The organism is Stenotrophomonas sp. CC22-02 (assembly GCF_004365115.1).
GTDB lineage: Bacteria > Pseudomonadota > Gammaproteobacteria > Xanthomonadales > Xanthomonadaceae > Stenotrophomonas > Stenotrophomonas forensis.
On the sequence record NZ_SOCO01000001.1, the window covers coordinates 3,390,404 to 3,414,062 of the forward strand.

Sequence of the window (23,659 nt, forward strand, 5' to 3'; positions counted from 1 at the left end):
GCGGGCGACGGGGGACATTTGTCGAAATGCCCGCCACCCGCGCAGCGGCCCCACCGTTTACCGCAGCCCTGATCGAAGAAAAAAAGCCCCGGCAGAAGCCAGGGCTTTTCGTTCGCAACGGCGCGGGCGCCTTACTTCTTCTTCGGCATGTACAGATCGGTGATCGTGCCGTCGTAGATTTCCGAGGCCATCGCCACCGATTCGCTCAGCGTCGGGTGGGCGTGGATGGTGTGGCCGATGTCTTCGGCTTCGGCACCCATCTCGATGGCCAGGCCGATCTCGGCCAGCAGGTCACCGGCATGCACGCCGACGATGGCACCACCGATGATGCGGTGGGTCTCTTCGTCGAAGATCAGCTTGGTGAAGCCTTCGGTGCGACCGATGCCGATCGCGCGACCGCTGGCCGCCCACGGGAACTTGGCCACGCCGACCTTCAGACCCTTGGCCTTGGCTTCGGTCTCGGTGACGCCGACCCAGGCGATTTCCGGGTTGGTGTAGGCCACCGACGGAATCACGCGGGCGACCCATTCCTTCTTGTGGCCAGCGGCCACTTCGGCGGCCAGCTTGCCCTCGTGCGTGGCCTTGTGGGCCAGCATCGGGTTGCCGACGATGTCGCCGATGGCAAAGATGTGCGGCACGTTGGTGCGCATCTGGCGGTCCACCGGAATGAAGCCACGCTCGGTGACCTGCACGCCCGCCTTCTCGGCATCGATCTTCTTGCCGTTCGGCGAGCGGCCCACGGCCACCAGCACGCGGTCGAAGGTGCCCTGCGCCAGAGCCGGCGACTGGCCTTCCTCGGCGGCTTCGAAGGTGACGGTGATGCCCTTGGCATCGGCGGTGACGCCCGAGGCCTTGGTCTTCAGGTGCACTTCGATGCCCTGCTTCTTCAGGCGGTCGGCCAGCGGCTTGACCAGGTCCTTGTCGGCGCCCGGCATCAGCTGGTCCATGAACTCGACCACAGTGACCTTGCTGCCCAGCGCGCCATACACGGTGGCCATTTCCAGGCCGATGATGCCGCCGCCGACGACCAGCAGCGAGCCCGGCACTTCGGCCAGCTCCAGCGCGTCGGTGGAATCCATCACGCGCGTGTCGTCCCACGGGAAGTTCGGCAGCTTCACCGCCTGCGAACCGGCGGCGATGATGCACTTCTGGAAGCGCAGCAGCTGGGCGCTGCCGTCAGCGGCAGTGATTTCCAGCTCGTTGGCCGAAACAAACTTACCGACGCCCTGCACGCTGCGGACCTTGCGCTGCTTGGCCATGCCGGCCAGGCCCTTGGTCAGCTGGTTGACGACCTTTTCCTTGTACTGGCGCAGCTTGTCCAGGGTGATGGTCGGCTTGCCGAACTCGACGCCGAAATCACCGGCATGGGCCACTTCGTCGATGACCGCTGCGGCGTGCAGCAGTGCCTTGGACGGAATGCAGCCGACGTTGAGGCAGACGCCGCCGAGGCTGGCGTAGCGCTCGACCAGCACGGTATCCAGGCCGACATCGGCGGCACGGAAGGCGGCGGTGTAGCCGCCCGGGCCCGAGCCCAGCACGACCATTTCGCATTCGATATCGGCCGGCTTGCCGCTGGACAGCGCCGGCTTCGGCGCAGCCGGCTCGGCCGGGGCGCGGTGCGACGGGGTCACCGGCGGCTTGCTGGCCGGCGCGGCTGCGGCAGGAGCCGGTGCCGCGGCCTTGGCCGGGGCTTCGGCGGCGCCCTCGGTTTCCAGCACCACGACCACGGCGCCTTCGGACAGGCTGTCGCCCAGCTTGACCTTCAGTTCCTTGACCACACCGGCGGCCGAGGACGGCACTTCCAGGGTGGCCTTGTCCGATTCCAGGGTCACCAGACCCTGATCCTTCTTCACCGTGTCGCCGACGGCGACCAACACTTCGATCACCGGCACATCGCTGTAATCGCCGATGTCGGGAACCTTGACTTCAATCGTGGCCATGGTGGTTTTCCTCGTGCCCGGCCGGCATGGCCGGCGGGCTGTCACTGCATCTGTTCACGCGGCCGCGCCAGGGGGCAGCGGCCACACGGTGGGGGCGAAGCGGTGCCTTACAGCAGCACGCGGCGCATGTCGGCCAGTACCTGCGACAGGTAGGTGGTGAAGCGTGCGGCCAGGGCGCCATCGATGACGCGGTGGTCGTAGCTCAGCGACAGCGGCAGCATCAGCTTCGGCGCGAATTCCTTGCCATTCCAGACCGGCTGGATCGAGGACTTGGAGACGCCGAGGATGGCCACTTCCGGTGCATTGACGATCGGGGTGAACGCGGTGCCGCCGATGCCGCCCAGCGAGCTGATCGAGAAGCAGCCGCCGCTCATGTCGGCCGGGCCCAGCTTGCCGTCGCGCGCCTTCTTGGCCAGTTCGCCGGTTTCCTGCGCGATCTGCACCACGCCCTTCTTGTCCACGTCGCGGATGACCGGCACGACCAGGCCGTTCGGCGTGTCGGCGGCGAAACCGATGTGGAGGTACTTCTTCAAGGTCAGGTTTTCACCGCTGGCATCGAGCGAGGCGTTGAATTCCGGGAACTTCTTCAGCGCCGCGGCACTGGCCTTGATCAGGAAGGCGAGCATGGTCAGCTTGATGCCGGCCTTCTCGTTTTCCTTGTTCAGCGCCACGCGCAGGCCTTCCAGGTCGGTGATGTCGGCCTGCTCGAACTGGGTGACGTGCGGGATCATCGCCCAGTTGCGGGCCAGGTTCGCGCCGGAGATCTTCTTGATGCGCGACAGCGGCTGCACTTCGGTCTCGCCGAACTTGCTGAAGTCGACCTTCGGCCACGGCAGCAGGTTCAGGCCACCGCCGGCGGCAACGGCAGCACCGGCAGCGGCCGGCACGCCGCCGCTGAGCGCGGCCTTGACGAACTTCTGCACGTCACCCTTGGTGATGCGGCCGCCCTTTTCGGTGCCGTTGATCTGCAGCAGGTCCACGCCCAGTTCGCGGGCGAACACGCGCACCGCCGGGGTGGCGTACGGCACCTTGGCCGGCAGCACGCCATCGGCATTGAACTGCACCGGCGGGCTGGACGGGGTACCGGCCGAGGCGATCTCGCGGGCGGCCAGCTTGTCCGGCTGGGCCGGAACGGCGACCGGCTCGACCTTGGTGGCGGTTTCGGCGGCGGCCGGGGCAGCGGCAGCGGCCGCCTTGCTCGGAGCCGGCGCAGCAGCGCCCTCGGCCTCGATGATGGCGACCACGGCACCCTGCGACAGGTTGTCGCCGACCTTGACCTTCAGCTCCTTGACCACGCCAGCGACCGACGACGGCACTTCCATGGTGGCCTTGTCGCTTTCCAGCGTGACCAGGCCCTGGTCCTTCTTGACCGTATCGCCGACGGCAACCAGCACTTCGATGACCGGAATATCGGTGTAATCGCCGATGTCCGGCACCAGCGCTTCAACGGCACCGCCGCTGGCGGCCGGGGCGGCCGGCGCAGCAGCGGCCGGGGCCGGCGCGCTCTGGGTGGCAGGTGCCGGGGCAGCGGCCTTGGCCGGTGCCGGTGCGGCGGCGGCCGGCTTGGCAGCTTCGCCTTCGGCCACTTCGATCAGCGCCACGACCTTGCCTTCGGACAGGTTGTCGCCGACCTTGACCTTGAGTTCCTTGACCACACCCGCCACCGAGGACGGCACTTCCATGGTCGCCTTGTCGCTTTCCAGCGTCACCAGGCCCTGGTCCTTCTTGACCGTGTCGCCGACGGCGACAAGCACCTCGATTACCGGGATATCGCTGTAGTCACCGATATCGGGGACAAGTGCTTCCTTGATTTCGGCCATGGGGATAACTCCGGCAATCTGGTGTAGGGAAACGTCTATTGTGCGGCCAGCGGGGTCCAGCGCCAACCGTTACAGGTGTTTTCAGTACGCACGCAGCCGGGACACGCTGTTGCTCATGGGCTGCGGCCTTGACCAGTCGGTAGCGTATTGTCCCGACGATGTCCGCTTGATGTCGCCAGCACGTCGGCCACCGGCTGCCAGGCCAGGCGCAGGCGCGGCAGCGACCACGCCGCATTGGCCGGGCTGGTGGAGGGCAGCGCCAGCAGCCTCGGCGGCGCCTCCAGCCGGGGCAGCACCCAGCGCTGGAACGCCTGCATCGACGCCGCGCCATTGCAGGCGATCAGCTCCAGCTCAGGAAGCGAGGCGATCAGTGACGGCAGCGCATTGGGCACTTCCGTGCCGCGCACGATGTCCGCGTCCAGGCTGCCGCGCCGCTCGCACTGGCCGATCACATCCCACAGGCCGATGCCCGCCGCCTGCAATGCCAGCAGCCGCTGCGGATACGGCAATGCCGCGTCGAACCCGCAGATTTCCGCCAAAAGCGGCCAGAAGCGATTGCGCGGATGCGCGTAGTAGCACTGCTCCTGCAGCGACGCCACACCCGGCATCGACCCCAGCAGCAACACTCTGCAATCCGCGTTCACCTGCGCTTGCAGGCCGATGCACAACGTTGCCGCGCTCACATCTTCTCCAACTTGGTGAATGCCAGCAGTGGCAGAAAACCCCATGAAAACAGGCTTTTCGCACTAGTCGCTGAACAAGGAAAACTAATTTTTAACGCGCGTCGGATTCGATTCATGTTGAGGCGACTACGGTGTGCTCGCCCCGCAACCGGGGGCCCAAAACAAGAAACATTAGGAGATACCCCCATGCGCTCCATCCGTATCCTGAGTCTCGCCCTGCTGACCTCCGCCGCGTTCGCGCCGGCCGCTTTCGCCCAGGACAGCAGCAGCACCGATACCGCTTCGGGCAAGCATTTTGCCGTTGTTGGCGGCATCTCGCTGCTGGAACCGAAGAACGACCCGATCACCGGCGTGAAGAAGACCGATGGCGGCCCGGCGCCGACCGTCAGCTTCAGCTACTACATCAACGACAACTGGGCCGTTGAGCTGTGGGGCGCTGCCGACAAGTTCGAGAACAAGTTCAAGGGCCCGAACAATGCCCGCCTGGGCTCGGTCGAGCAGCAGCCGATCGCGCTGAGCGGCCAGTACCACTTCGGCCAGGCTGACAACGTGTTCCGCCCGTTCGTGGGCGTCGGTTATTACCAGTCGAGCTTCAGCAACGAGAAGCTGGGCAACGGCGCTGACACCGACATCCGCTTCAAGGATGCCAAGGGCGTGATCGGCACCGTCGGCGTCGACATGAACATCAACTCCACCTGGTTCGCCCGTGCCGACGCCCGCTACATGCGCGCCCGCCCGGACATCAAGGTCGGCGGCGAGAAGATCGGCGAAGCCAAGATGGATCCGTGGACCGTCGGCTTCGGCATCGGCGCCCGCTTCTGATCCAGGCAGCACCGCTTCATTGATGCAACGCGACGGGCCCTGCGGGGTCCGTCGTCGTTTCCGTCACCTGCGGTCTGTAGAGTCGAGCTTGCTCGACTGCCTTTCGTAGAGTCGAGCTTGCTCGACTATCGTCAACGCAGTCGAGCAAGCTCGACTCTACAGACACAGGACACGGAGGCGCGATGGAGGAGGTTGACCTGCTGGTGATTGGTGGCGGCATCAACGGTGCCGGCATCGCCCGTGACGCGGCCGGTCGCGGCCTGCGGGTACTGCTGTGCGAACAGCACGACCTGGCCGCGCACACCTCCAGTGCCAGCAGCAAACTGATCCACGGCGGCCTGCGTTACCTGGAGCAGGGCGAACTGGGCCTGGTGCGCAAGGCGCTGGGCGAGCGCGAGGTGGTGCGCCGGCTGGCACCGCATCTGGTCCATCCGTTGCGCTTCGTGCTGCCCTGGGAACCGCACCTGCGCCCGCGCTGGATGCTGCGCGTGGGGCTGTGGCTGTACGACCACCTGGGCCGGCGCAGCCCTGCGTTCCCGGCCTCGCACGCGCTGGACCTGCAGCAGGATTCGCTCGGCGCCTGGCTCTCCCCGACGCTGCGGCAGGCCTTCAGCTATGCCGATGCGCAGGTCGATGATGCGCGGCTGGTACTGCTGAACGCACTGGATGCCGCGCAGCGCGGCGCGCAGGTGCAGGTGCGCAGCCGCTGCATCGAACTGCGTGCGCTGCAGGGCCGCTGGCAGGCCGTGCTGGAAGCCTGCGATGGTCAGCAACGGCACGTGTCCGCACGCGCGGTGGCCAACGCGGCCGGTCCATGGGCCGGTGGCCTGCTGGAACGAATGCAGGCGCGCAGCGGTGGTCCCGCCCTGCGCCTGGTGCAGGGCAGCCACATCGTGGTGCGCCGCCCCTGGCCCGATGACAGTGCCTGCCTGCTGCAGCAGCCCGACGGACGTGTGGTGTTCCTGCTGCCGTTCGCCCATGGACACCTGCTGATCGGCACCACCGACACCGATTACCGTGGCGACCCGGCGCGCTGCAGCGTGCTGCCGTCGGAGGTGGCCTACCTGTGCGATGCGGCCAACCGCTACCTGCGCGAACCGATCGCCGCCGAAGACGTGGCCTGGCAGTTCGCCGGTGTACGCCCGTTGCTGGCCGATCCGGACCCGCGTGCGGCAAAGCTGAGCCGCGACTACCGCCTGCAGGTACAGTCCGATCCCGCGCCGGCACTGCACGTGCTCGGCGGCAAGCTGACCACCTACCGGATACTGGCCGAAGAAGCGCTGGACCTGCTGCGCCCTGCCCTGCCGCAGATGGGGCCCGCCTGGACCGCAACCGGAGCCGCACTGCCGGGCAGCGACTGGGGGGACGCCGCACAGGCCCGCTCGCACCTGAGCGCGCTGGCCCCCTGGTTGCCCGCGGACATCGCGCGACGCTGGGCCGGGGCGTACGGCAGCCGCAGCGCGATGCTGCTGGGTGAAGCACAGACCGTGGACGATCTTGGCGAGCACTTCGGTGCGGGCCTGCATGCGCGCGAAGTGGATTTCCTGCGTGAGCATGAGTGGGCCTGCTCCGCCGACGATGTGCTGTGGCGGCGGAGCAAGCTGGGGTTGCGGCTGGATGCCGCGCAGCTGGCACGGCTGCAGGCATGGATGCGGGGGCGGATCCCTTCCCCATGGAAAGGGCTCTGACCCTGGTGTTTCCACGTGTGCCAACCAAGGTTGGCAGCTACCGGGGCGGCCGCGCGCGGTGCGACCAATGCATTAGGATTTCCCCATCGCTACCGGAGACGCTGCATGACGCCCCGCTACGTGCTGGCCATCGACCAGGGCACCACCAGTTCGCGCGCGATCCTGTTCGACCGTGCCGGCAACATCGTCGGCAGCGCGCAGCGCGAGTTCGCGCAGATCTTCCCGCACCCCGGCTGGGTCGAGCATGACCCGCGCGAGATCCTTACCAGCGTCTATGCCACGTTGACCGAACTGCTCAGCCGCGGGCAGATCGACCCGCGCCATATCGCCGCGCTGGGCATCACCAACCAGCGCGAGACCACCGTGGTCTGGGACCGCGCCACCGGCCAGCCGATCCACAACGCCATCGTCTGGCAATCGCGGCAGAGCCACGCCCTCTGCGAGCGGCTGAAGTCCGATGGCCACGAGGCGCTGGTCCGCGAACGCACCGGCCTGCTGATCGATGCGTACTTCTCCGCAACGAAGGTGCGCTGGATCCTCGACCATGTGGAGGGCGCGCAGCAGCGGGCCGAGCGCGGCGAACTGCTGTTCGGCACCATCGACAGCTGGCTGGTGTGGAACCTCAGCGGCGGCCAGGCGCATGTGACCGACTACAGCAACGCCGCGCGCACCCTGCTGTTCAACATCCACACGCTGGACTGGGATGACGACCTGCTGGCGCTGCTGGACATCCCGCGCGCGATGCTGCCGCAGGTGCGCGACTCCAGTTCGGTATACGCGCATACCCGGCCACAGTTCTTCTTTGACCATCCGATCCCGATCGCCGGCATCGCCGGTGACCAGCAGGCGGCGCTGTTCGGCCAGGCCTGCTTCCAGCCGGGCATGGTCAAGAACACCTACGGCACCGGCTGCTTCATGCTGATGCATACCGGCACCCAGGCGGTGCGCTCGCGCAACGGACTGCTGACCACCATCGCCTGGGGCCTGGACGGGCGCGTGGAGTACGCGCTGGAGGGCTCGATCTTCGTGGCCGGCTCGGTGGTGCAGTGGCTGCGCGACGGCCTGCGCATGATCGAGCGCGCCGGCGACAGCCAGGCGTTGGCCGCACAGGTGCCCGACAGTGGAGGTGCCTACCTGGTGCCTGCGTTCGTCGGTCTGGGCGCGCCCTATTGGCGCAGTGACGTGCGCGGTGCGATGTTCGGGTTGACCCGGGGCACGCGCAAGGCGCACTTCGTGCGCGCGGCACTGGAGGCGATGGCCTACCAGACCCGCGACGTGCTGGATGCGATGCAGTCCGATGCAGGCATCGCGCTGACCGAGCTGCGCGCCGACGGAGGTGCGATCGGCAACGATTTCCTGGCCGGTTTCCAGGCCGACATCCTCGGCGTGCCGTTGCTGCGGCCGCGGTTGACCGAGACCACCGCGTTGGGCGCGGCCTACCTCGCCGGGCTGGCCGTCGGGTTCTGGACCAGCCGCGAGCAGATCGCCGCGCAATGGGGCCTGGACCGGCGCTTCGAACCACAGATGGAGGTGGCGCGGCGCGAGAAGCTGTATGCCGGGTGGCAGCAGGCGGTGGCTGCCACCCTCGCCTTCCACGTCGACTGAGGGTAGTGCCGGCCGCTGGCCGACACCCCCATGATCCTTGGCAGCGTCTGCCGATTGCCGGCCGGCGGCCGGCACCAGCGCGTGGCCAGAGCGTCCGTAGCGCCGGTCAGAACGCCGGCAGCACCGCGCCCTTGTACTTGGCTTCGATGAAGGTCTTCACCTGCGGGCTGGTCAGGGCCTTGGCCAGCTTCTGCACGCGGGCGTCGTCCTTGTTGTCCGGGCGCGCGACCAGGAAGTTCACGTACGGCGAATCCTTGCTTTCGATCGCCAGCGCGTCCTGGGTCGGGTTGAGGCCGGCATCCAGCGCGTAGTTGGTGTTGATCAGGGCCAGGTCGACCTGGTCCAGCACGCGCGGCAGCATTGCCGAGTCCAGCTCGCGGAACTTCAGGTTCTTCGGATTGGCGATGATGTCGCGCTGGGTCGACAACGCGTTGGTCGGGTCCTTCAACTCGATCACGCCGGCCTTGTGCAGCAGGATCAGCGCGCGGCTGTTGTTGCTCGGGTCGTTCGGGATCACCACGTCGGCGCCCTCACGCAGCTCGGCCAGCGACTTGATCTTGCGCGAGTAGGCACCGAACGGCTCGATGTGCACGCCAACCACCTTCACCAGGTCGGTCTTGCGATCGCGGTTGTAGGCATCCAGGTAGGGCTCGGTCTGGAAGTAGTTGGCGTCCACCTGCTTCTGCACCAGCTGGTCGTTGGGCTGCACGTAGTCGTTGAACACGCGCACGTCCAGGTCCACGCCCTCCTGCTTGAGGATCGGCTTGACCACCTCGAGGATCTCGGCGTGCGGCACGGCCGTGGCGGCCACCACCAGCTTCTGCGAGGGTTCGCCGGATTTGCCGCAGGCGGTCAGGGCCAGCGCGGCGGCAAGCAGGGGCAGCAACAGGGTCTTCTTCATGGGGGGTGGGGTTCTCGTGGGGAGGGTCAGGCGTTGTCGTAGTTGCTCAGGGCCAGCTCGAGCAGTGCCTTGGCCTGCTCGCGCAGCATCACCGGCTCCACGATCTCGGCATCCGAGCCATAGTGCAGCACGTCCATCAGCAGCTCGCGCGAGACGCTGTACGGCACCTTCAGTTCATAGCGGCCATCGGCCAGGAAGCGGCCCTGCTGCTTGGAGTGCCAGTGCTCGTCGGCCACCCAGCGCGCGGCCTTGGCGCTGAACAGGATGGTCGCCCAGCCCTTCGGCGCGCCGGAGAAGATCCCGTAGCTGGCGCCCAGCTGCTCGTCCAGTTCGCTGTCGGCAACATCGCGCGCAGTGCTGTCGACCACCCGCGCCTTGTGGATGCGGTCCACGGCAAAGCTGCGCAGCGCGTCGCGGTCGTGGTCCCAGGCATCCAGGTACCAGTTGTCGCGGTAGTGGGTCAGGCGCTGCGGCGAGACCGTGCGCTTGGTCGGCTCGTCGGTGGAGCGGGCGCGGTACTCGAACGCCAGCTGGCGGCGCTCCAGCACCGCCGAAGCCACGCTGCGGAAGCTGCCTTCATCGAACTTGCGGCCACGGTGCGGGATCACCCGCACGCGGTCCACCGGCCAGCTGGAGACGCCTGCCTGGGCCGCCAGCAGGCTTTCGATGCGCTGCTGCAGTGGTGCCAGCACCGACGACAGCACGCCGCCGCCGGTGCGCGCCAGCAGGTGCTGCGAGGCCAGCAGGGCATGCAGCTCCTCCGAGCTCAGCCACAGGCCGGGCAGCTCGAAGCGATCGCTTTCGTCGGCGTGGTAACGGAAGCCGGCCTCACCGTCGCCCTCGATCGGCGCCATCAGCGCGTCGCGCAGGAAGGCCAGGTCGCGGTAGACGGTGGCACGGGAACAACCGAGCTTGTCCTGCAGGGTCGCCACCGTCACCGGATAGCGCGCGGACTTGAGCAGACGATGCAGGGCGGTAATGCGTTCGTATCGGTCCATACCCCCGATTATGTCCGACTCGCGGGTCTTGTGTGGGACGTTTGGGCTATCGTGATCGCCCCCACCCCCATGGAACGCCCGATGCGCCGGTTGCCTGCCTTGTCCCTGCTGGCCTGCCTGCTGCTGGCCGCCTGCGATCGCGCGCCGGCGCCGGCCAGCACCGAAGCCCCGGTACCGGTCGCCGATCCGGCGCAGGCCGTGCTGGGCGCCAGCCAGCGCTTTGCCGCGCTGCGCAGCTTCCACGCCGAGCTGGAGGTGCTGGGCGCCCCCCAGCCGGTGCGCAGCGCCATGGACTTCGTCGCCCCCGACCGTTTCCGCGTGCAGACCCCGGCCGGACCGCAGACGATCATCGGTGACACGCTGTTCCTGCAGGCCGAAGGCGCGATCCGCCAGGTGCCGGCCCCTCCGGGCCTGCTCGAACAGTGGCGCAACCCGTTGCCGGCCGATGCGCTGCCCGCCGACCTGCAGGCCGAGGACCTGGGCCCCCAGACGCTGGACGGGGTCGAGACCCGCCACTACCGGCTGCGTGGCAGCCAGCCCGGTGAGCGACTGGAGTACTGGGTCGATGCCCAGGGCCTGCCGCGGCAGCTGGTGCGCAGCGGCAGCAGCAATGGCCGCAGCTTCCAGCTGCGCCTGCGCTACTCGCGCTTCAACGATCCGGCATTGCGCGTCGATCTGCCCTGAATAGGCGATCGCGGCAACGTTCGCTGAAGCGCGCATTGGATCGATTCGGACCGCCATCACGCTTCCAGTATCATCACCGGCTGTCAATCGCTTCGGAGAAGCCTCGATGTCCCTTCGCGTGCCCCTGCTGATTCCCCTGCTGCTGTGCGCGCCGCTCGCGTATGCACAGGATGCTTCCGAACTGGCGGCGATGTCCTCGCCGTGGAGCGGCAGCGGCGGCGAGCTCGGCTTCGCGTCGGCACGCGGCAACAGCAGCACCGAAAGCTTCAACGGCCGCCTGCGCCTGCGCTACACCGATGGCGACTGGGTGCACAGCATGGACCTGTTTGGCCTGCGCTCGAGCTCGAAGGTGACCGAGACCGCCGACGACGGCACCACCACCCGTCGCAACAACACCACCGCCAACCGCTACACCGGCAGCGCCGGCAGCGCGCTGCAGCTGGGCGAACACCGCCAGCTGACCGCCACGGTACGTACCGAGCGCGACGACTTCGCCACCTACGACCGCCAGAGTTCGTTCGGTCTGGGCTACGGCACCCGCCTGTGGAACACCGAGCGCTTATCCTTCGACGCGCAGATCGGCCCCGGTGTGCGCCGCACCCACAGCACCGAAGACGACCGCACCCGTACCGGCATGATCGGCCGCGGCCTGTTCGACCTGAAGTACTCGCTGACCGACAACACCGACCTGGTCAACACCCTGCTGGTCGAATCCGGTTCGTACAACACCTTCGGCCAGAATGACTTCGGCGTTTCGGTGAGCATGAACGAGCACCTGGCGCTGAAGGCCGGCTGGCAGGCGCGTTACAACAGTGACGTGGCCGAGGACAAGCGCAAGACCGATACGCTGACCACGATGAACGTGGTCTACAAGTTCAAATAAGCAACGGGCGCCAAAGGCGCCCGTTCTTCTTTTGGGTAGTGCCGGCCGCTGGCCGGCAACTGCATCCAACTGGGGGCACCAGGTTGCCGGCCAGCGGCCGGCACTACCTACGGTGGCTCAGACGTTCAGCAGCTCGCCGGCACCGGCGTCCAGCAGCATCGTCGCCACGCGCTGGCCCAGCGCATCCGGGTCACGGGCCGACCCCACCGCTTCAGCGCGTACCGCGCGGCCATCACTGGCGCTGCCGACCAGGCCCTGCAGGTGCAGGTCATCGCCCTGCCACTGCGCAATGGCCGCCACCGGCACATGGCAGCTACCATGCAGCGCACGGTTCATCGCCCGCTCGGCCTCCACACAGGCGCGCGTGGAAGCGTCATCAAGTCCCGCGAACAGGGCCATCAGGCGTGCGTTGCCGCCATCGCATTCGACTGCCACCGCGCCTTGTGCCGGCGCCGGCAACCACTGCGGCGGCTGCAGGCGCGCGACGATGCGCTGGCCCAGGCCCAGCCGTTCCAGCCCGGCCACGGCCAACACGATGGCGTCGTAGCCACCATTGTCGAGCTTGGCCAGGCGGGTGTTGACGTTGCCGCGCAGGTCCAGCAGTTCCAGGTCCGGGCGCAGCGCGCGCAACTGGGCCTGGCGGCGCAGCGAGGACGTGCCGACACGCGCACCGATCGGCAGCGCCTCCAGCGAGGCGTACAGGTTGGAGACGAAGCCATCAGCAGGGTCGTGCCGGGTCAGCATCGCCGGCAACGCAAACGGCGCGTCCAGCTCCATCGGTACGTCCTTCAGCGAATGCACGGCACAGTCGGCCTCACCGCGCAGCATGGCCAGCTCCAGCTCCTTCAGGAACAGGCCCTTGCCACCGATGGCGGCCAGCGAGCGGTCCAGCACCTCATCGCCGCGGGTGCTCATCGGCACCAGTTCCACGTGCAGGCCGGGGTGGGCCTGGCGCAGGCGGTCGGCGACGTGTTCGCTCTGCCAGAGGGCGAGCGGGCTCTTGCGGGTGGCGATGCGGACGGTTTCCATCCGGGCATTATCGCGCCTTCGGCGCGGATACGGCCAACGGCGGAGCCCCTCGTGGCTTGGAGCAGCAGCTGGGCTTGGCCGGGCGGGGTGGGTTCGCGGGGGACGCCGTGAATCCGTCCGTGGAGGCTTGGCCGCGGCATCCATGCCGCGGACACCCCCGCGAACCCACCCCGCCCGGCCTCTGACAGTTTCCGTGCGCGTCCAGCCACGGAAGATCAAAAGAAGAGCAGGAGCAACAGCGGGTCGCTTCGCTCTGAGTCGAGCATGGCTCGACTCTACATTTCCCTCCCCACCCGATAACACCAATGCTTTTGCCGTCCGTCACCGGGAAATTCGCGAGGGTGAGGCGGGATGGGCGGGCGGGACCGTTGGCGCCATGGATGGCGCCATCGAGCCCCCAGGGATGGGTTTACGGCGTGTCCCGCCCGCCCATCCCGCCTCACCCAACACGCAACAACACAGAGCCGACAACCTGCTGTTGCTGTTGAACTTGATGTTGATTTCGAAGCAGTCGCGGCCGCAGGCCGCGCGGACCCCTCACAGGTGCCGCAATTCCTGCTTCAGCGTCGCCACGCAACGGCGGCTGACTTCCAGCGGCTGCTTGCCATGCCGCAGTACGGCCTGCACCTGCCCACCCGAGCCACGGCGCAGTTCCACCAACTCGTGGCGTGCCACCAGGCAGTTGCGATGGATGCGGATGAAGCGGCTGGCGAACTCTTCCTCCAGCGACTTCAGCGATTCCTCGATCAGGTCTTCGCCGCGCGCGTGGTGCACCACCACGTACTTCTCTTCGGCCTGCAGGTAATGGATGTCGTCCAGCGGAATCAGCCGCAGGCTGCCGCGCAGGCGTGCGCACAGCATGCTGCGTGCCTGCTGCCCGCTGTTGTCCTGCGGCTGGCCGTCGCGCCCGGCCAGGAAGGTACGTGCACGTGCGATCGCGGCGGCCAGGCGCTCGGCACGCACCGGCTTCATCAGGTAATCAATGGCCGCCGCCTCGAAGGCCGACAGCGCATGCGCGTCATAGGCGGTGCAGAACACCACCGCCGGGCGTGGCTCGAAGCTGGCCAGGTGGCGGGCCGCTTCCAGGCCATCCAGCCCCGGCATCGCGATATCCAGCAGGACCAGGTCCGGCTGCAGCTCCGCGCAGGCGTGCAGGGCCTGCTCGCCGTTGCCGGCCTCGGCCACCACGTCCACGCCTTCCTGCGCCGCCAACAGGCTGCGCAGGCGCTCGCGCGCCAGCGGTTCGTCATCGGCGATGACTACCCTCACGATCGTCCCCTCACTGGATCGGCACCGTCACCTGGCAGGCATAGTAGCCCTCGCTCCAGCCGGCCGTCATCCGCGCGGCACTGCCGAAGCGCCAGGCCAACCGATGGCCGATGCTGTGCTGGGCATGCCCGGCACCGCGCGCCAGCGCCAGCCCCGGGGCCTGCGGATCGGGCGCGGGATTACGCACGCGGATCTGCAGCTCCTGACCCTCGCGCACCAACTGCAGCTCGATGGTGCCGCCTTCGGGCAGGCGCGAGATGCCGTGCAGCACGGCGTTCTCCACCAGCGGCTGCAATACCAGCCTCGGCAATGGCAGGTCCCACGGCAGCGGTTCGTCGCGCTGCCACTGCACCTGCAGGCGCTCGCCCAGGCGCAGCGATTCAATCGACAGATAACGCTCGGCCAGCTCGCATTCGTCGCGCAGGGTCGAATCGCCCTCGCCCGCGCCCAACGCGGCACGGAACAGATCGGACAGATCGAGCACCGCGCGCTCGGCAACGGCCGGATCGCGATGCAGCAGGCTGGCGATCAGGTTCATGCTGTTGAACAGGAAATGCGGGCGGATCCGCGCCTGCAGCGCATCGGCCTGCGCACGCGCGTTGGCCTGCACCTGCGCGGTCCAGCGATCACTTACATAGAAATAGCGCAACGCCAGCGCCGTGATCAGTGCGGTGGTGGCCGCACTGCCCAGGGTGAAGCGCCAGAAGCTGATACCACTGGCGAAGTTGTCCCCCAGCACCGCGTACAGCGCATGCACGATGCCGGCGCAGACCACCGCAATCAGGGTCGCCAGGGCGATCGCCGCAACCGCCCCCAGTACCTGCGGCAACCTCGACAGCGCCTGCCGCAGCAGGCACAGGCTGGCCGAGACCGCCAGCGCCAGCCACAGCGCGAAGCCACTGGCCGACAGCAGTTCACCGAAGGTCCAGTGACGACTGCCGTCAGGCGCCAGGGCCAGCACCACCACCACCAGCTCGGCCAGGCCAAGCATCGCCGCCAACCGCGGCACGCGGCACAGCTCCGGCATCCACCGCGGTGTGCTGGCCGGGGCCATGGCTCAGGCAGCGCCCAGCCGTTCCTGCAGCCAGTCGCCCAGCGCCTGGATCTCTTCGGCGCAGACCTGGTGGGCCATCGGATAGCTGTGCCATTCCAGTTCAAGGCCGAGCGCCTGCAGTGCCTGCGCGCTGTGCACGGCCACCGCCTGCGGAATCACCGGATCGCTGCTGCCATGGGCCATGAACACCGGCACCTGCACGGCACCGTCAACACGCTTGGCGCTTTCAGCCTCGGGCAGGTAGGTGGACAGCGCGATCAGACCGGCCAGCGGCGCGGTGCGCGACAGCGCCGCGGTGAGGATGATTGCCCCACCCTGCGAGAAGCCCGCCAGGAAGATCTTCTCCGGCGCGATGCCACGCTCGATCTCACGTGCGATCAGCGCATCCAGCTGCACCACCGATTCCTGCACGCCGGCCATGTCGGCGCGCGAACGGAAGTCCATGCCGACGATGTCGTACCAGCCACGCATCGGCACGCCGTTGTTGATGGTGATCGGCCGCACGGGCGCGTGCGGGAACACGAAGCGCAGCGCCGGCCAATGCGGCCGCACCAGCTCCGGCACGATCGGCGCGAAGTCATGGCCATCGGCGCCGAGGCCGTGCAGCCAGATCACCGACCACTGCGGCGAGGCGCCGGTTTCCTGTTCCACCGTTTGCAGCATGATGCGGCTCCTTCAAGTTCGAGCCGCATTATGCCGCTGGCGCGGGGCGATCAGTACAGCGGCGGTTGCTCGGCTGCTTCCCGGCGCAGCTGTGCGGCGCGTACCAGCACCGGCGGCGGGATGTTTTCCTCGGGAATATCAAGCAGGCCAAGGCGGTGCAGGAAGGCGCCCGGGCCGCGCGAGGAGGTCAGTGCCACCACCGGCACCGCCAGCACCATGCCGATCACCACCGGTGCCATCCACGCCGCCAGCGACGGCGATACCGCCCAGGCCAGCACGCCCATGAAGGCGCCGAACACGCCCAGGCCACCGTAGCCACGGATCAGCGCCAGCCACGAGATGCCACCGTCGTCGCGCTGCTGTGCGTCCCAGCCGGAATCGCGGCCGGACAGCACTTCGGCCACGCCGCGCGACTGCACGTACATCACCACCGGCGCCATCAGCGCGGCCAGCACGGTTTCCACCAGCATCGAGACGAACGCGCGGATCGCCCCACCGCAGCCGCGCCGGTCGACCGGGTCCAGCAGCATCGCCAGGTAGCCCAGCACCTTGGGCAGCAGCAGCACGGCCATGGTGGCGGCGAACAGGCGCACCACCTGCTCCTCGTCCTGGGCCCGCCAGTACACGCTGGGCGACAGGTGCAGCAGGGCGTTGAAGTCGATGCCCTGCTGGAACAACGGGATGGCGATGCCGATCAGCATCAGCATCGCCCACATCGGCGCGGTGAAGTAATGGCCGATGCCGATCAGCATGTGGGTGCGGCTGATCCAGTGCAGGCCGCGGCTGCCCACCACCTTGCCGTGCTGCAGGTTGCCCTGGCACCAGCGGCGGTCACGCACCAGCAGGTCCGTCAGCGTCGGTGGGCCTTCCTCGTAGCTGCCGCCCAGGTACGGCACCATGTGCGCGGCCCAGCCGCCACGGCGCATCAGCGCGGCTTCCACGAAATCGTGGCTGAGCACGTGGCCGCCGAACGGCTTGCGCCCCGGCAGCGCCGGCAGGCCGGCGTGGTCGGCGAAGGCGCGGGTGCGGATGATCGCGTTGTGGCCCCAGTAGTTGCTCTCGGCGCCGTGCCACCAGGCCACGCCACGGGCGATCACCGGGCCGTACACGCGGCCGCCGAACTGCTGCATGCGGGCGAACAGAGTGCGGCCGCCGATCACCGATGGCAGCGTCTGGATCAGGCCGACATCGGCGTTGTGCTCCATGCCAGCGACCAGGCGCACGATGCTGTCGCCGGTCATCAGGCTGTCGGCGTCGAGGATCAGCATCTGCGGATAGGCACCGCCAAAGCGGCGCACCCAGTCGGCGATGTTGCCGGCCTTGCGCCCACTGTTGTCGCCACGGCGGCGGTAGAACAGTCGCGTCCGGCCGTCCGGCACGCGGTCGCGCAGTTCGGCGAACACCTGCTCTTCGGCGCGCGCGATGTCCTCGCGGCGGGTATCGCTGAGCACGAAGAAGTCGAAGCGCTCAAGCTGGCCGGTGGCGGCCACCGATTCATAGATGGCCTGCAGGCCCGCCAGCAGGCGGCGCGGATCTTCGTTGTAGGTCGGCATCAGCAGCGCGGTGCGGCTGTGCACGGTCGGCAGCGGCTTGTCCGGGTCGATGCCGAGGCGGTAGCCACGGTCGAACACGGCGGTCAGGAAGCCCGCCAGTGCGCTGGCGAAGGACAGCGCGATCCAGGCGAACAGGCCCACGAACAACACCAGCAGGCAGGCTTCAAGCACGCTGATGCCATTGGTCGACAGCACCCGCCACATCATCCGCGTGGCCACGGCGGTCATGCCCAGCGTGCCACCGAAAATATAGAACCGCCGCAGGCCGATCAGGCGCGGCGACGTGCGATGCCGGCGGACCTTGAGGGCGCCTTCGCGCAGGGTCTGCTCGGGCATCTGCAACGGAGATTCAGCAGGCAGCAGCGCCCAGCCGGCATCCAGCCGGGGCGCATCCGCTTCCGCGTGGATGGTCTGACCCCCCATCACCGCCTACTCCGCACGTTCGGCACGGCCGGCCATCCCGGCCGGGCTGCATGCACGAAGGTTCCCGGCGCGCCTTCCCGGCGCCCGCACTTGTCCTGGCTGTGCCGGCCCTTGGCCGCACAGTCGATGTCTGTCACTACCGGAACCCACACGATCTCCAACGGGGCGGAATCGAAAATGCGCCCCAGTCTAGGGCGCCGGATGTAAGCCGGGTGCGAAGGCCTACGCCGGGAATTATCCCCATTCAGCAAACAGCAGGCGATGACGTCCCGCAATCGAGGTTGTCGCTTTATTACGACAGGTACTGGATCGTAACAAACGCGAACGGTTATCATTTCATTAACCAGGCAGGTCACCGTCTTCCCGACGGTTGAGACCCACCCAGCCGCGCCGGCCCCGCCGCGCGCCGACGACCCACGGAAGGGGGGCTGCCTGCTGTCTGCCTGCGCCTGCGCTTCCACCGGGTCTCTCTTTCTCCCATGGAAGCCGTCATGTCCCTGTCATTCCGTTCCCGTTCCGCGCCCCCCGCGCGCAGCCGCCTGGCCGTCGCCGTTGCCACCACCTGCCTGCTTGCCCTGCCCGGCCTGGCCGTCGCCGGGGCCGGCGCCGATGCGTCCACCAAGGATCTGGACACCGTGGTGGTCACCGCCTCGGGCAACCAGCAATGGATCAAGGATGCCCCGGCCAGCATCAGCGTGATCAGCCGCGAGGACATCGAGCGCCAGCCGGTGCACGACCTGGCCACCCTGCTCAGCCGCGTGCCCGGCGTGACCGGTGGCCTCAGCGCGGCCGGCGAGCAGTCCAAGATCAAGCTGCGCGGCATGCCGTCCAACTACACGCTGGTGCTGGTGGACGGCAAGCGCATGGGCAGCTCGGCCTCGACCAACTACCGCCCCGATCTCGGACGCCAGGACCTGAACTGGATTTCGCCCGACCAGATCGAGCGCATCGAAGTGGTGCGCGGGCCGATGTCGTCGCTGTATGGCTCTGACGCCATGGGCGGCGTGATCAACATCATCACCAAGCGCATCGGTGATGACTGGAACGGCAGCGCCACCCACAGCTACACGCGACCGGGCGACGACAAGCGCGGCGACACCCAGCAGATCGGCGCTACGTTCTCCGGCCCGCTCGGCGAGCGCTTCGGCCTGCGCATCGGCGCCAACAGCATGCGCCGCGATTCCGACCAGTCCAATGGCGGTGTCTATGGCAATGCCTATGCCGGCGAGAAGGATCGCAATGTCGACGCGCTGCTGCAGTGGAAACTCAGCGACGCGCAGGAACTGTCGCTGGAAGCCGGCCACGGCGTGCAGCAGGCCTTCATCGATGCCGCCCTGGAAAAGCAGGACGAAGGTGCGTGGGGTGCCACCGAACTCAAGCGCAGTTCGCTGGCGCTCAACCACGATGGCAAGTGGCGCTTCGGCAACTCGAAGATCAGCGCGTACTGGACCGAGTACAAGAACGACATCGGCGCCACCGGCCGCTCCGAGGCCACCGACACCATCATCGAGGGCAGCCTGACCACGCCGTTCACCCTCGGCGTTGAGCACCAGTTCGCCGTGGGTGGCCAGTGGAAGCGCCAGGAGCTGACCAACACCGACACCATCGGCCGTGCACCGATCGACTATGCCGGCAACGCGGTCAGCGGCTCCGATCTGGAAGTGGACACCTGGGCGCTGTTCGTCGAGGACGAACTGAAGCTGCACCGCACCCTGGCGCTGACGTTGGGCGCACGCCTGGATCACCATGAGAAATTCGGCGGCCACGTCAGCCCGCGTGCCTACCTGGTCTGGCACCCGGCCGAGCAGTGGACGATCCGTGGCGGCGTCTCCAAGGGTTTCCGCGCACCCAGCCTGACCGAAAATTCGGCGACTGCCGCTACCCAGTCCGGTGGCCGTGGCTGCACCTCGCTGATCCCGCTGGGCTATACCCGCGGCGGCTGCTACATGGCCGGCAACCCGGACCTGGACCCGGAAACCAGCACCAACCGCGAGATCGGCATCAGCTTCGACAACGACTGGGTGGATGCCGGCCTGACCTACTTCCACACCGACTTCAGGAACAAGATCGAGTACGCCCCGCTGGGCAGGTTCAACGGCATCTGGTGGACGCGCATGAGCAACGTGCAGCGCGCACGCACCAGTGGCATGGAAGGCAACCTCAATTTCCGCTTCGGCGAGCACTGGCGCTGGCGCACTTCGGCGACCTGGATGAAGGAAGCCAAGAACCTGACCACCGGCCGCAACCTGATCGACACGCCGGAGTTCTCCGGCTATTCGTCGCTGGACTGGACGCCGAACACGGCGTTCTCCAGCAGCCTGTCGGCGCAGTACACCGGCAAGCAGGACGGCGTGGCCACCACCTTCCTCAAGGCCTACACCCTGTATGACCTGACTGCCGCCTGGAACGTCAACCCGGTGCTGACCCTGCGCGGCGGCGTCAGCAACCTGGCCGACAAGAAGCTCTATGCCGAAGGCTCCACCGACTACTTCGTGGCCGGGCGCAGCTACTTCCTCAGCATGACCGCGCGGTTCTGACCGGCGGCGCGCCGCGATCGCGCTGGCGGTGGGCCAGCGCGATCGACGGTGTTGCGGGTTACTCGCTTTCCAGTGCGGCCGGTGCCGCAGTGCGCGTGGCGGCCGTGCGTGCACGGTCCATCGCCACCGCCAGTTGCTGGCGTGCGAGCAGTTGTTGTGCCTGCACCACTTCAGGTGTCGGCAGGAGCACCGGTCCCGGTGCGTTTTCCGGTGTAGCAGGTGTGGTCATGCAACCTCCATGGACATCCCGCCGCCGCACGGATTCAGCTGGGGCGGCAGCGGAACTGCGCACCCTATCCTAAAAACAAGGCGGATGGGTGACGGTGCGGCGCCCGGCCGCAGCGCCACGGCGGCCATACGCTTGAATTCCCGGTGGCGGGGCGCATTCCTGAACCCGTTGCCGTGTGCACGGTACATCGCCATGACCGCCCCGGCCGCCGCCCGGGGGCTCACGCCGCGCGGCGTGCCACCGCCACCGGCCCGGCCTGCAGGCGGAAGCGCGACACCGCCACCGCCAGCTGCTCGGCCTGCTCCTCCATCGCCCGCGCGGCGGCACTGGCTTCCTCCACCAGCGCAGCGTTCTGCTGGGTGGTCTCGTCCATCTGCACCACGGTCTGGTTGACCTGCTCGATGCCGGCCGACTGCTCGCGCGAGGCGGCCGAGATCTCGGCCATGATTTCATTTACCCGCCCGACCTGGCCGACGATCTCCTGCATGGTGCGACCGGCGCCATGCACCAGTTCCGCGCCGGCGCCGACCTGCGCGACCGAGGCGTCGATCAGCTCCTTGATCTCCTTGGCCGCGCCGGCCGAGCGCTGCGCCAGCGCGCGCACTTCGCTGGCAACCACGGCAAAGCCGCGGCCCTGCTCACCGGCACGTGCCGCTTCCACCGCGGCGTTCAGCGCCAGGATGTTGGTCTGGAACGCGATGCCATCGATCACCGAGATGATCTCGGCGATGCGCTGCGACGAGGCCTCGATCTGCTCCATGGTCTGCACCACCTGGCTGACCACCTGCCCTCCTTCGCTGGCCACGCCGGCCGCGGAACCGGCCAGCGTGTTGGCCTGCAGCGCGTGATCGGCGTTCTGGCGCACGGTGGAGGTCAGTTCCTCCATCGACGCGGCAGTCTCTTCCAGGTTCGCGGCCTGCTGTTCGGTACGCCGCGACAGGTCGCTGTTGCCGGCCGCGATCTCGCCGGCTGCCAGGCGGATGCTGGCCGCGGACTGCTGGATCTGCCCGACGATCCCGGTCAGCTGCTGCACGGTGCTGTTGGCGTCGTCGCGCATTACCGCGAACACCCCGTGGAAGTCACCCTGCATGCGGGCGGTGAGGTCACCGGCAGCGATCGCACGCAGCAGCGTCGACAGCTCGGCCAGGTTGTGGTCGCTGACCTGCATCATGGTGTTGAGCGTTTCCACCATGCGGCGGAAGTCGTGGTCGAAGCGCAGCGCATCGCCACGCACCGCGAAATCACCGGCAGCGGCGGCTGCGGCCAGCTGCTGGATCTGATCGTTGATCGCGGCCAGATTGCTCTTGGTGGTGGCCATCGCGGCGCTGAACACGGCCTTCTCGCCCGGCAGGGCTTCCATGTCCACGCTGAGGTCGCCCACGGCATAGCGCTGCATCACTTCGACCAGGCGCTGCGTGACGGCATTGCTGGAGGCCACCAGCTGGTTGCTGTCGGCCACCATGCGGCCGTACTCGCCCGGGAACACCGATGCGTCCATGCGGTAGCTGAGCTCGCCGGCGTCATGACGGCGGGCCATTTCCGCCTGCGCGGCCATCACCGCCTGCAGCTGGCCGCGCATGCCCTGCATCGCCTCCAGCAGGCGTCCCACTTCGTCATTGCTGCGCGCCGGCAGGGTGCTGTCCAGCTTGCCCGCGGCGACATCGCCGGCCACGCGCACGGCTTCGGCCAGCGGGCGGATCGCCAGCCGGCGCAGCAGCACGTAGACACCCGCGCTCAGGGCCAGGGCCGCCACCACGCCGACCAGCAGGGTCAGCCACAGCAGCTGGCGCGCCTCGGCCACGATCACCGCATGCGGCATCACCACGCCCAGCGCGAAACGCTGCGGGGCGTCGCCCACGCGCAGCGGCACGTACACGCGCACGTTGCCGGCGGCATCCGGGGTGAAGGCTTCGAAGCGGCGGTCGGCGGCGATGTCCGCCAGCATGCTGCGGGTCAGCGCGTCGCTGCGCGGCTTGCCGATCTCGGCTGCGTTGGCCGAGGCCAGCACCACGCCCTTGGGCGAAAGCAGTTCGACGCGGCCGGCGCCCATCGGCGTCAGCGTGGCCAGGTGCTTCTGCAGCGCCGCCAGCGAGAAGTCGACGGTGAACACGCCCAGGAAGGTGCCCTTCTCGATGATCGGCGTGCTCAGTGTGCTCATCAGCACCTGCTGGCCGCCGATGTCGTAGGCATAGGGTTCACTGACCTTGGGCAGCTTGTCGCGGCTGGGATCCATGTACCAGTCGGCCGAACCATCGGCGGCTTCGGTGTAGTCCGTCATCGGCGACTGCTGCGGTGCGCCGTCCTGCCAGGCCCAGTAGCTCATGTAGCGGCCGGTGGCATCGTGCGCCTCGGTGTTGACGAACTCGGCGTCCTTGCCGTCGAACGCATCGGCTTCCCACATGGTGCTCTTGCCCAGCCATTCCGGATGGGTGCGCAGCTGCTCGCCGAGCACCGCCGCCAGGCTGGCGCGGTCGGGTACATCGCCGCGCGCACGCTGGGCGAGTACGGCTTCGACCATCGCGTCGTTGCTGGCGAAGGCCGTGCCCAGATCGGCCGCGACCTGGCGCGCCTCGGCGTTGGCTTCGCTGGTCATGGTCTGGCGCGAGGCATCGATCAGGCTGGCACTGGCCTGGCGGTAGATCAGGAACGCGGTCAGGCCGAAGCACAGCAGCGCGATCACGGCGGTGCCCAGCATCAGCTTATGGGCGATGCTGCCCGGGCGTCGGGCAGCGGCGGAACGGGAAGAAGGCATGGAAGGGTCCGCTAGGCAGTTCAGGATGACCGGTACCGCGAGGGCACCGCGCAGGCGCGCGATCCGTCGCGCAGGCCGCCGGCCGCCGGGGCACGCCCGGCGCTGGAAGCGCACCGGGTTAGCGGC

At 68.0% G+C, this 23,659-nt stretch carries 18 protein-coding genes; 6 read left to right on the forward strand and 12 right to left on the reverse strand.

Translation table 11 applies throughout. From position 1 onward, the window contains the following. Nucleotides 1-131 precede the first annotated feature (131 nt). The 3 genes from lpdA to N440_RS15505 all read right to left on the reverse strand — a co-directional run bounded on the left by lpdA (nucleotide 132) and on the right by N440_RS15505 (nucleotide 4,443). Complete coding sequence (gene lpdA, locus N440_RS15495; protein WP_133935631.1) at nucleotides 132-1,940, reverse strand: dihydrolipoyl dehydrogenase; 1,809 nt, start codon at nucleotides 1,938-1,940, stop codon at nucleotides 132-134. Between the two features lie 107 nt (nucleotides 1,941-2,047). Further along, nucleotides 2,048-3,760, reverse strand: a complete 1,713-nt coding sequence (aceF, locus tag N440_RS15500; protein ID WP_133935632.1) for a dihydrolipoyllysine-residue acetyltransferase — start codon at nucleotides 3,758-3,760, stop codon at nucleotides 2,048-2,050. Nucleotides 3,761-3,873: 113 nt separating this feature from the next. Beyond that, a complete protein-coding gene (locus N440_RS15505) occupies nucleotides 3,874-4,443 on the reverse strand; it encodes a DNA-deoxyinosine glycosylase (RefSeq protein ID WP_133936042.1) in 570 nt (189 codons plus the stop codon). A 186-nt stretch (nucleotides 4,444-4,629) separates the two neighbouring features. Here N440_RS15505 and N440_RS15510 point away from each other — a divergent pair, with 186 nt between their 5' ends. The 3 genes from N440_RS15510 (at nucleotide 4,630) to glpK (ending at nucleotide 8,558) form a co-directional block, all read left to right on the forward strand. Beyond that, on the forward strand, nucleotides 4,630-5,265 hold the full coding sequence (locus N440_RS15510; protein ID WP_133935633.1) for an OmpW family outer membrane protein: 636 nt from the start codon (nucleotides 4,630-4,632) through the stop codon (nucleotides 5,263-5,265). A 182-nt stretch (nucleotides 5,266-5,447) separates the two neighbouring features. Continuing rightward, on the forward strand, nucleotides 5,448-6,953 hold the full coding sequence (glpD, locus tag N440_RS15515; protein WP_133935634.1) for a glycerol-3-phosphate dehydrogenase: 1,506 nt from the start codon (nucleotides 5,448-5,450) through the stop codon (nucleotides 6,951-6,953). 105 nt (nucleotides 6,954-7,058) lie between these two features. Beyond that, a complete protein-coding gene (gene glpK / locus N440_RS15520; protein WP_049458454.1) occupies nucleotides 7,059-8,558 on the forward strand; it encodes a glycerol kinase GlpK in 1,500 nt (499 codons plus the stop codon). Between the two features lie 106 nt (nucleotides 8,559-8,664). Here the strand turns inward: glpK and N440_RS15525 are convergent, their stop codons facing one another. Both N440_RS15525 and N440_RS15530 read right to left on the reverse strand, forming a co-directional pair. After that, a complete protein-coding gene (locus N440_RS15525; protein ID WP_008264544.1) occupies nucleotides 8,665-9,459 on the reverse strand; it encodes a MetQ/NlpA family ABC transporter substrate-binding protein in 795 nt (264 codons plus the stop codon). A gap of 26 nt (nucleotides 9,460-9,485) precedes the next feature. Then, nucleotides 9,486-10,457: a YafY family protein gene (locus N440_RS15530; RefSeq protein ID WP_008267051.1), complete on the reverse strand. Its 972-nt coding sequence runs from the start codon at nucleotides 10,455-10,457 to the stop codon at nucleotides 9,486-9,488. Nucleotides 10,458-10,538: 81 nt separating this feature from the next. Here N440_RS15530 and N440_RS15535 point away from each other — a divergent pair, with 81 nt between their 5' ends. Together N440_RS15535 and N440_RS15540 are read left to right on the forward strand one after the other, a co-directional pair. Then, complete coding sequence (locus N440_RS15535; RefSeq protein WP_133935635.1) at nucleotides 10,539-11,141, forward strand: hypothetical protein; 603 nt, start codon at nucleotides 10,539-10,541, stop codon at nucleotides 11,139-11,141. A 106-nt stretch (nucleotides 11,142-11,247) separates the two neighbouring features. Continuing rightward, a complete protein-coding gene (locus N440_RS15540; protein ID WP_133935636.1) occupies nucleotides 11,248-12,024 on the forward strand; it encodes a DUF481 domain-containing protein in 777 nt (258 codons plus the stop codon). A gap of 117 nt (nucleotides 12,025-12,141) precedes the next feature. Here N440_RS15540 and hemC read toward each other — a convergent pair whose 3' ends face one another. The 5 genes from hemC to mdoH form a co-directional block, all read right to left on the reverse strand. Then, nucleotides 12,142-13,053, reverse strand: a complete 912-nt coding sequence (gene hemC / locus N440_RS15545) for a hydroxymethylbilane synthase (protein ID WP_133935637.1) — start codon at nucleotides 13,051-13,053, stop codon at nucleotides 12,142-12,144. 537 nt (nucleotides 13,054-13,590) lie between these two features. Continuing rightward, nucleotides 13,591-14,322: a LytTR family DNA-binding domain-containing protein gene (locus N440_RS15550; protein ID WP_133935638.1), complete on the reverse strand. Its 732-nt coding sequence runs from the start codon at nucleotides 14,320-14,322 to the stop codon at nucleotides 13,591-13,593. Nucleotides 14,323-14,332: 10 nt separating this feature from the next. Then, complete coding sequence (locus tag N440_RS15555; RefSeq protein ID WP_208322791.1) at nucleotides 14,333-15,376, reverse strand: sensor histidine kinase; 1,044 nt, start codon at nucleotides 15,374-15,376, stop codon at nucleotides 14,333-14,335. Nucleotides 15,377-15,379: 3 nt separating this feature from the next. Continuing rightward, nucleotides 15,380-16,039 carry an alpha/beta hydrolase gene (locus N440_RS15560; protein ID WP_080374968.1) on the reverse strand — a complete coding sequence of 220 codons (660 nt, stop codon included), beginning with the start codon at nucleotides 16,037-16,039 and terminating at the stop codon, nucleotides 15,380-15,382. Nucleotides 16,040-16,089: 50 nt separating this feature from the next. Then, nucleotides 16,090-18,015 (reverse strand): glucans biosynthesis glucosyltransferase MdoH, encoded by a 1,926-nt coding sequence (gene mdoH / locus N440_RS15565; protein ID WP_133935640.1) that lies wholly within the window; start codon nucleotides 18,013-18,015, stop codon nucleotides 16,090-16,092. A gap of 491 nt (nucleotides 18,016-18,506) precedes the next feature. On the opposite strand from mdoH, the gene N440_RS15575 reads away from it, so the two are divergent. After that, entirely contained in the window at nucleotides 18,507-20,552 is a 2,046-nt protein-coding gene (locus N440_RS15575; protein ID WP_133935641.1) for a TonB-dependent receptor, read from the forward strand. A gap of 58 nt (nucleotides 20,553-20,610) precedes the next feature. Here N440_RS15575 and N440_RS20375 read toward each other — a convergent pair whose 3' ends face one another. Further along, nucleotides 20,611-20,781, reverse strand: a complete 171-nt coding sequence (locus N440_RS20375) for a hypothetical protein (protein ID WP_166671564.1) — start codon at nucleotides 20,779-20,781, stop codon at nucleotides 20,611-20,613. Nucleotides 20,782-21,001: 220 nt separating this feature from the next. Next, complete coding sequence (locus N440_RS20565; protein ID WP_133935642.1) at nucleotides 21,002-23,533, reverse strand: methyl-accepting chemotaxis protein; 2,532 nt, start codon at nucleotides 23,531-23,533, stop codon at nucleotides 21,002-21,004. Nucleotides 23,534-23,659 lie beyond the last annotated feature (126 nt).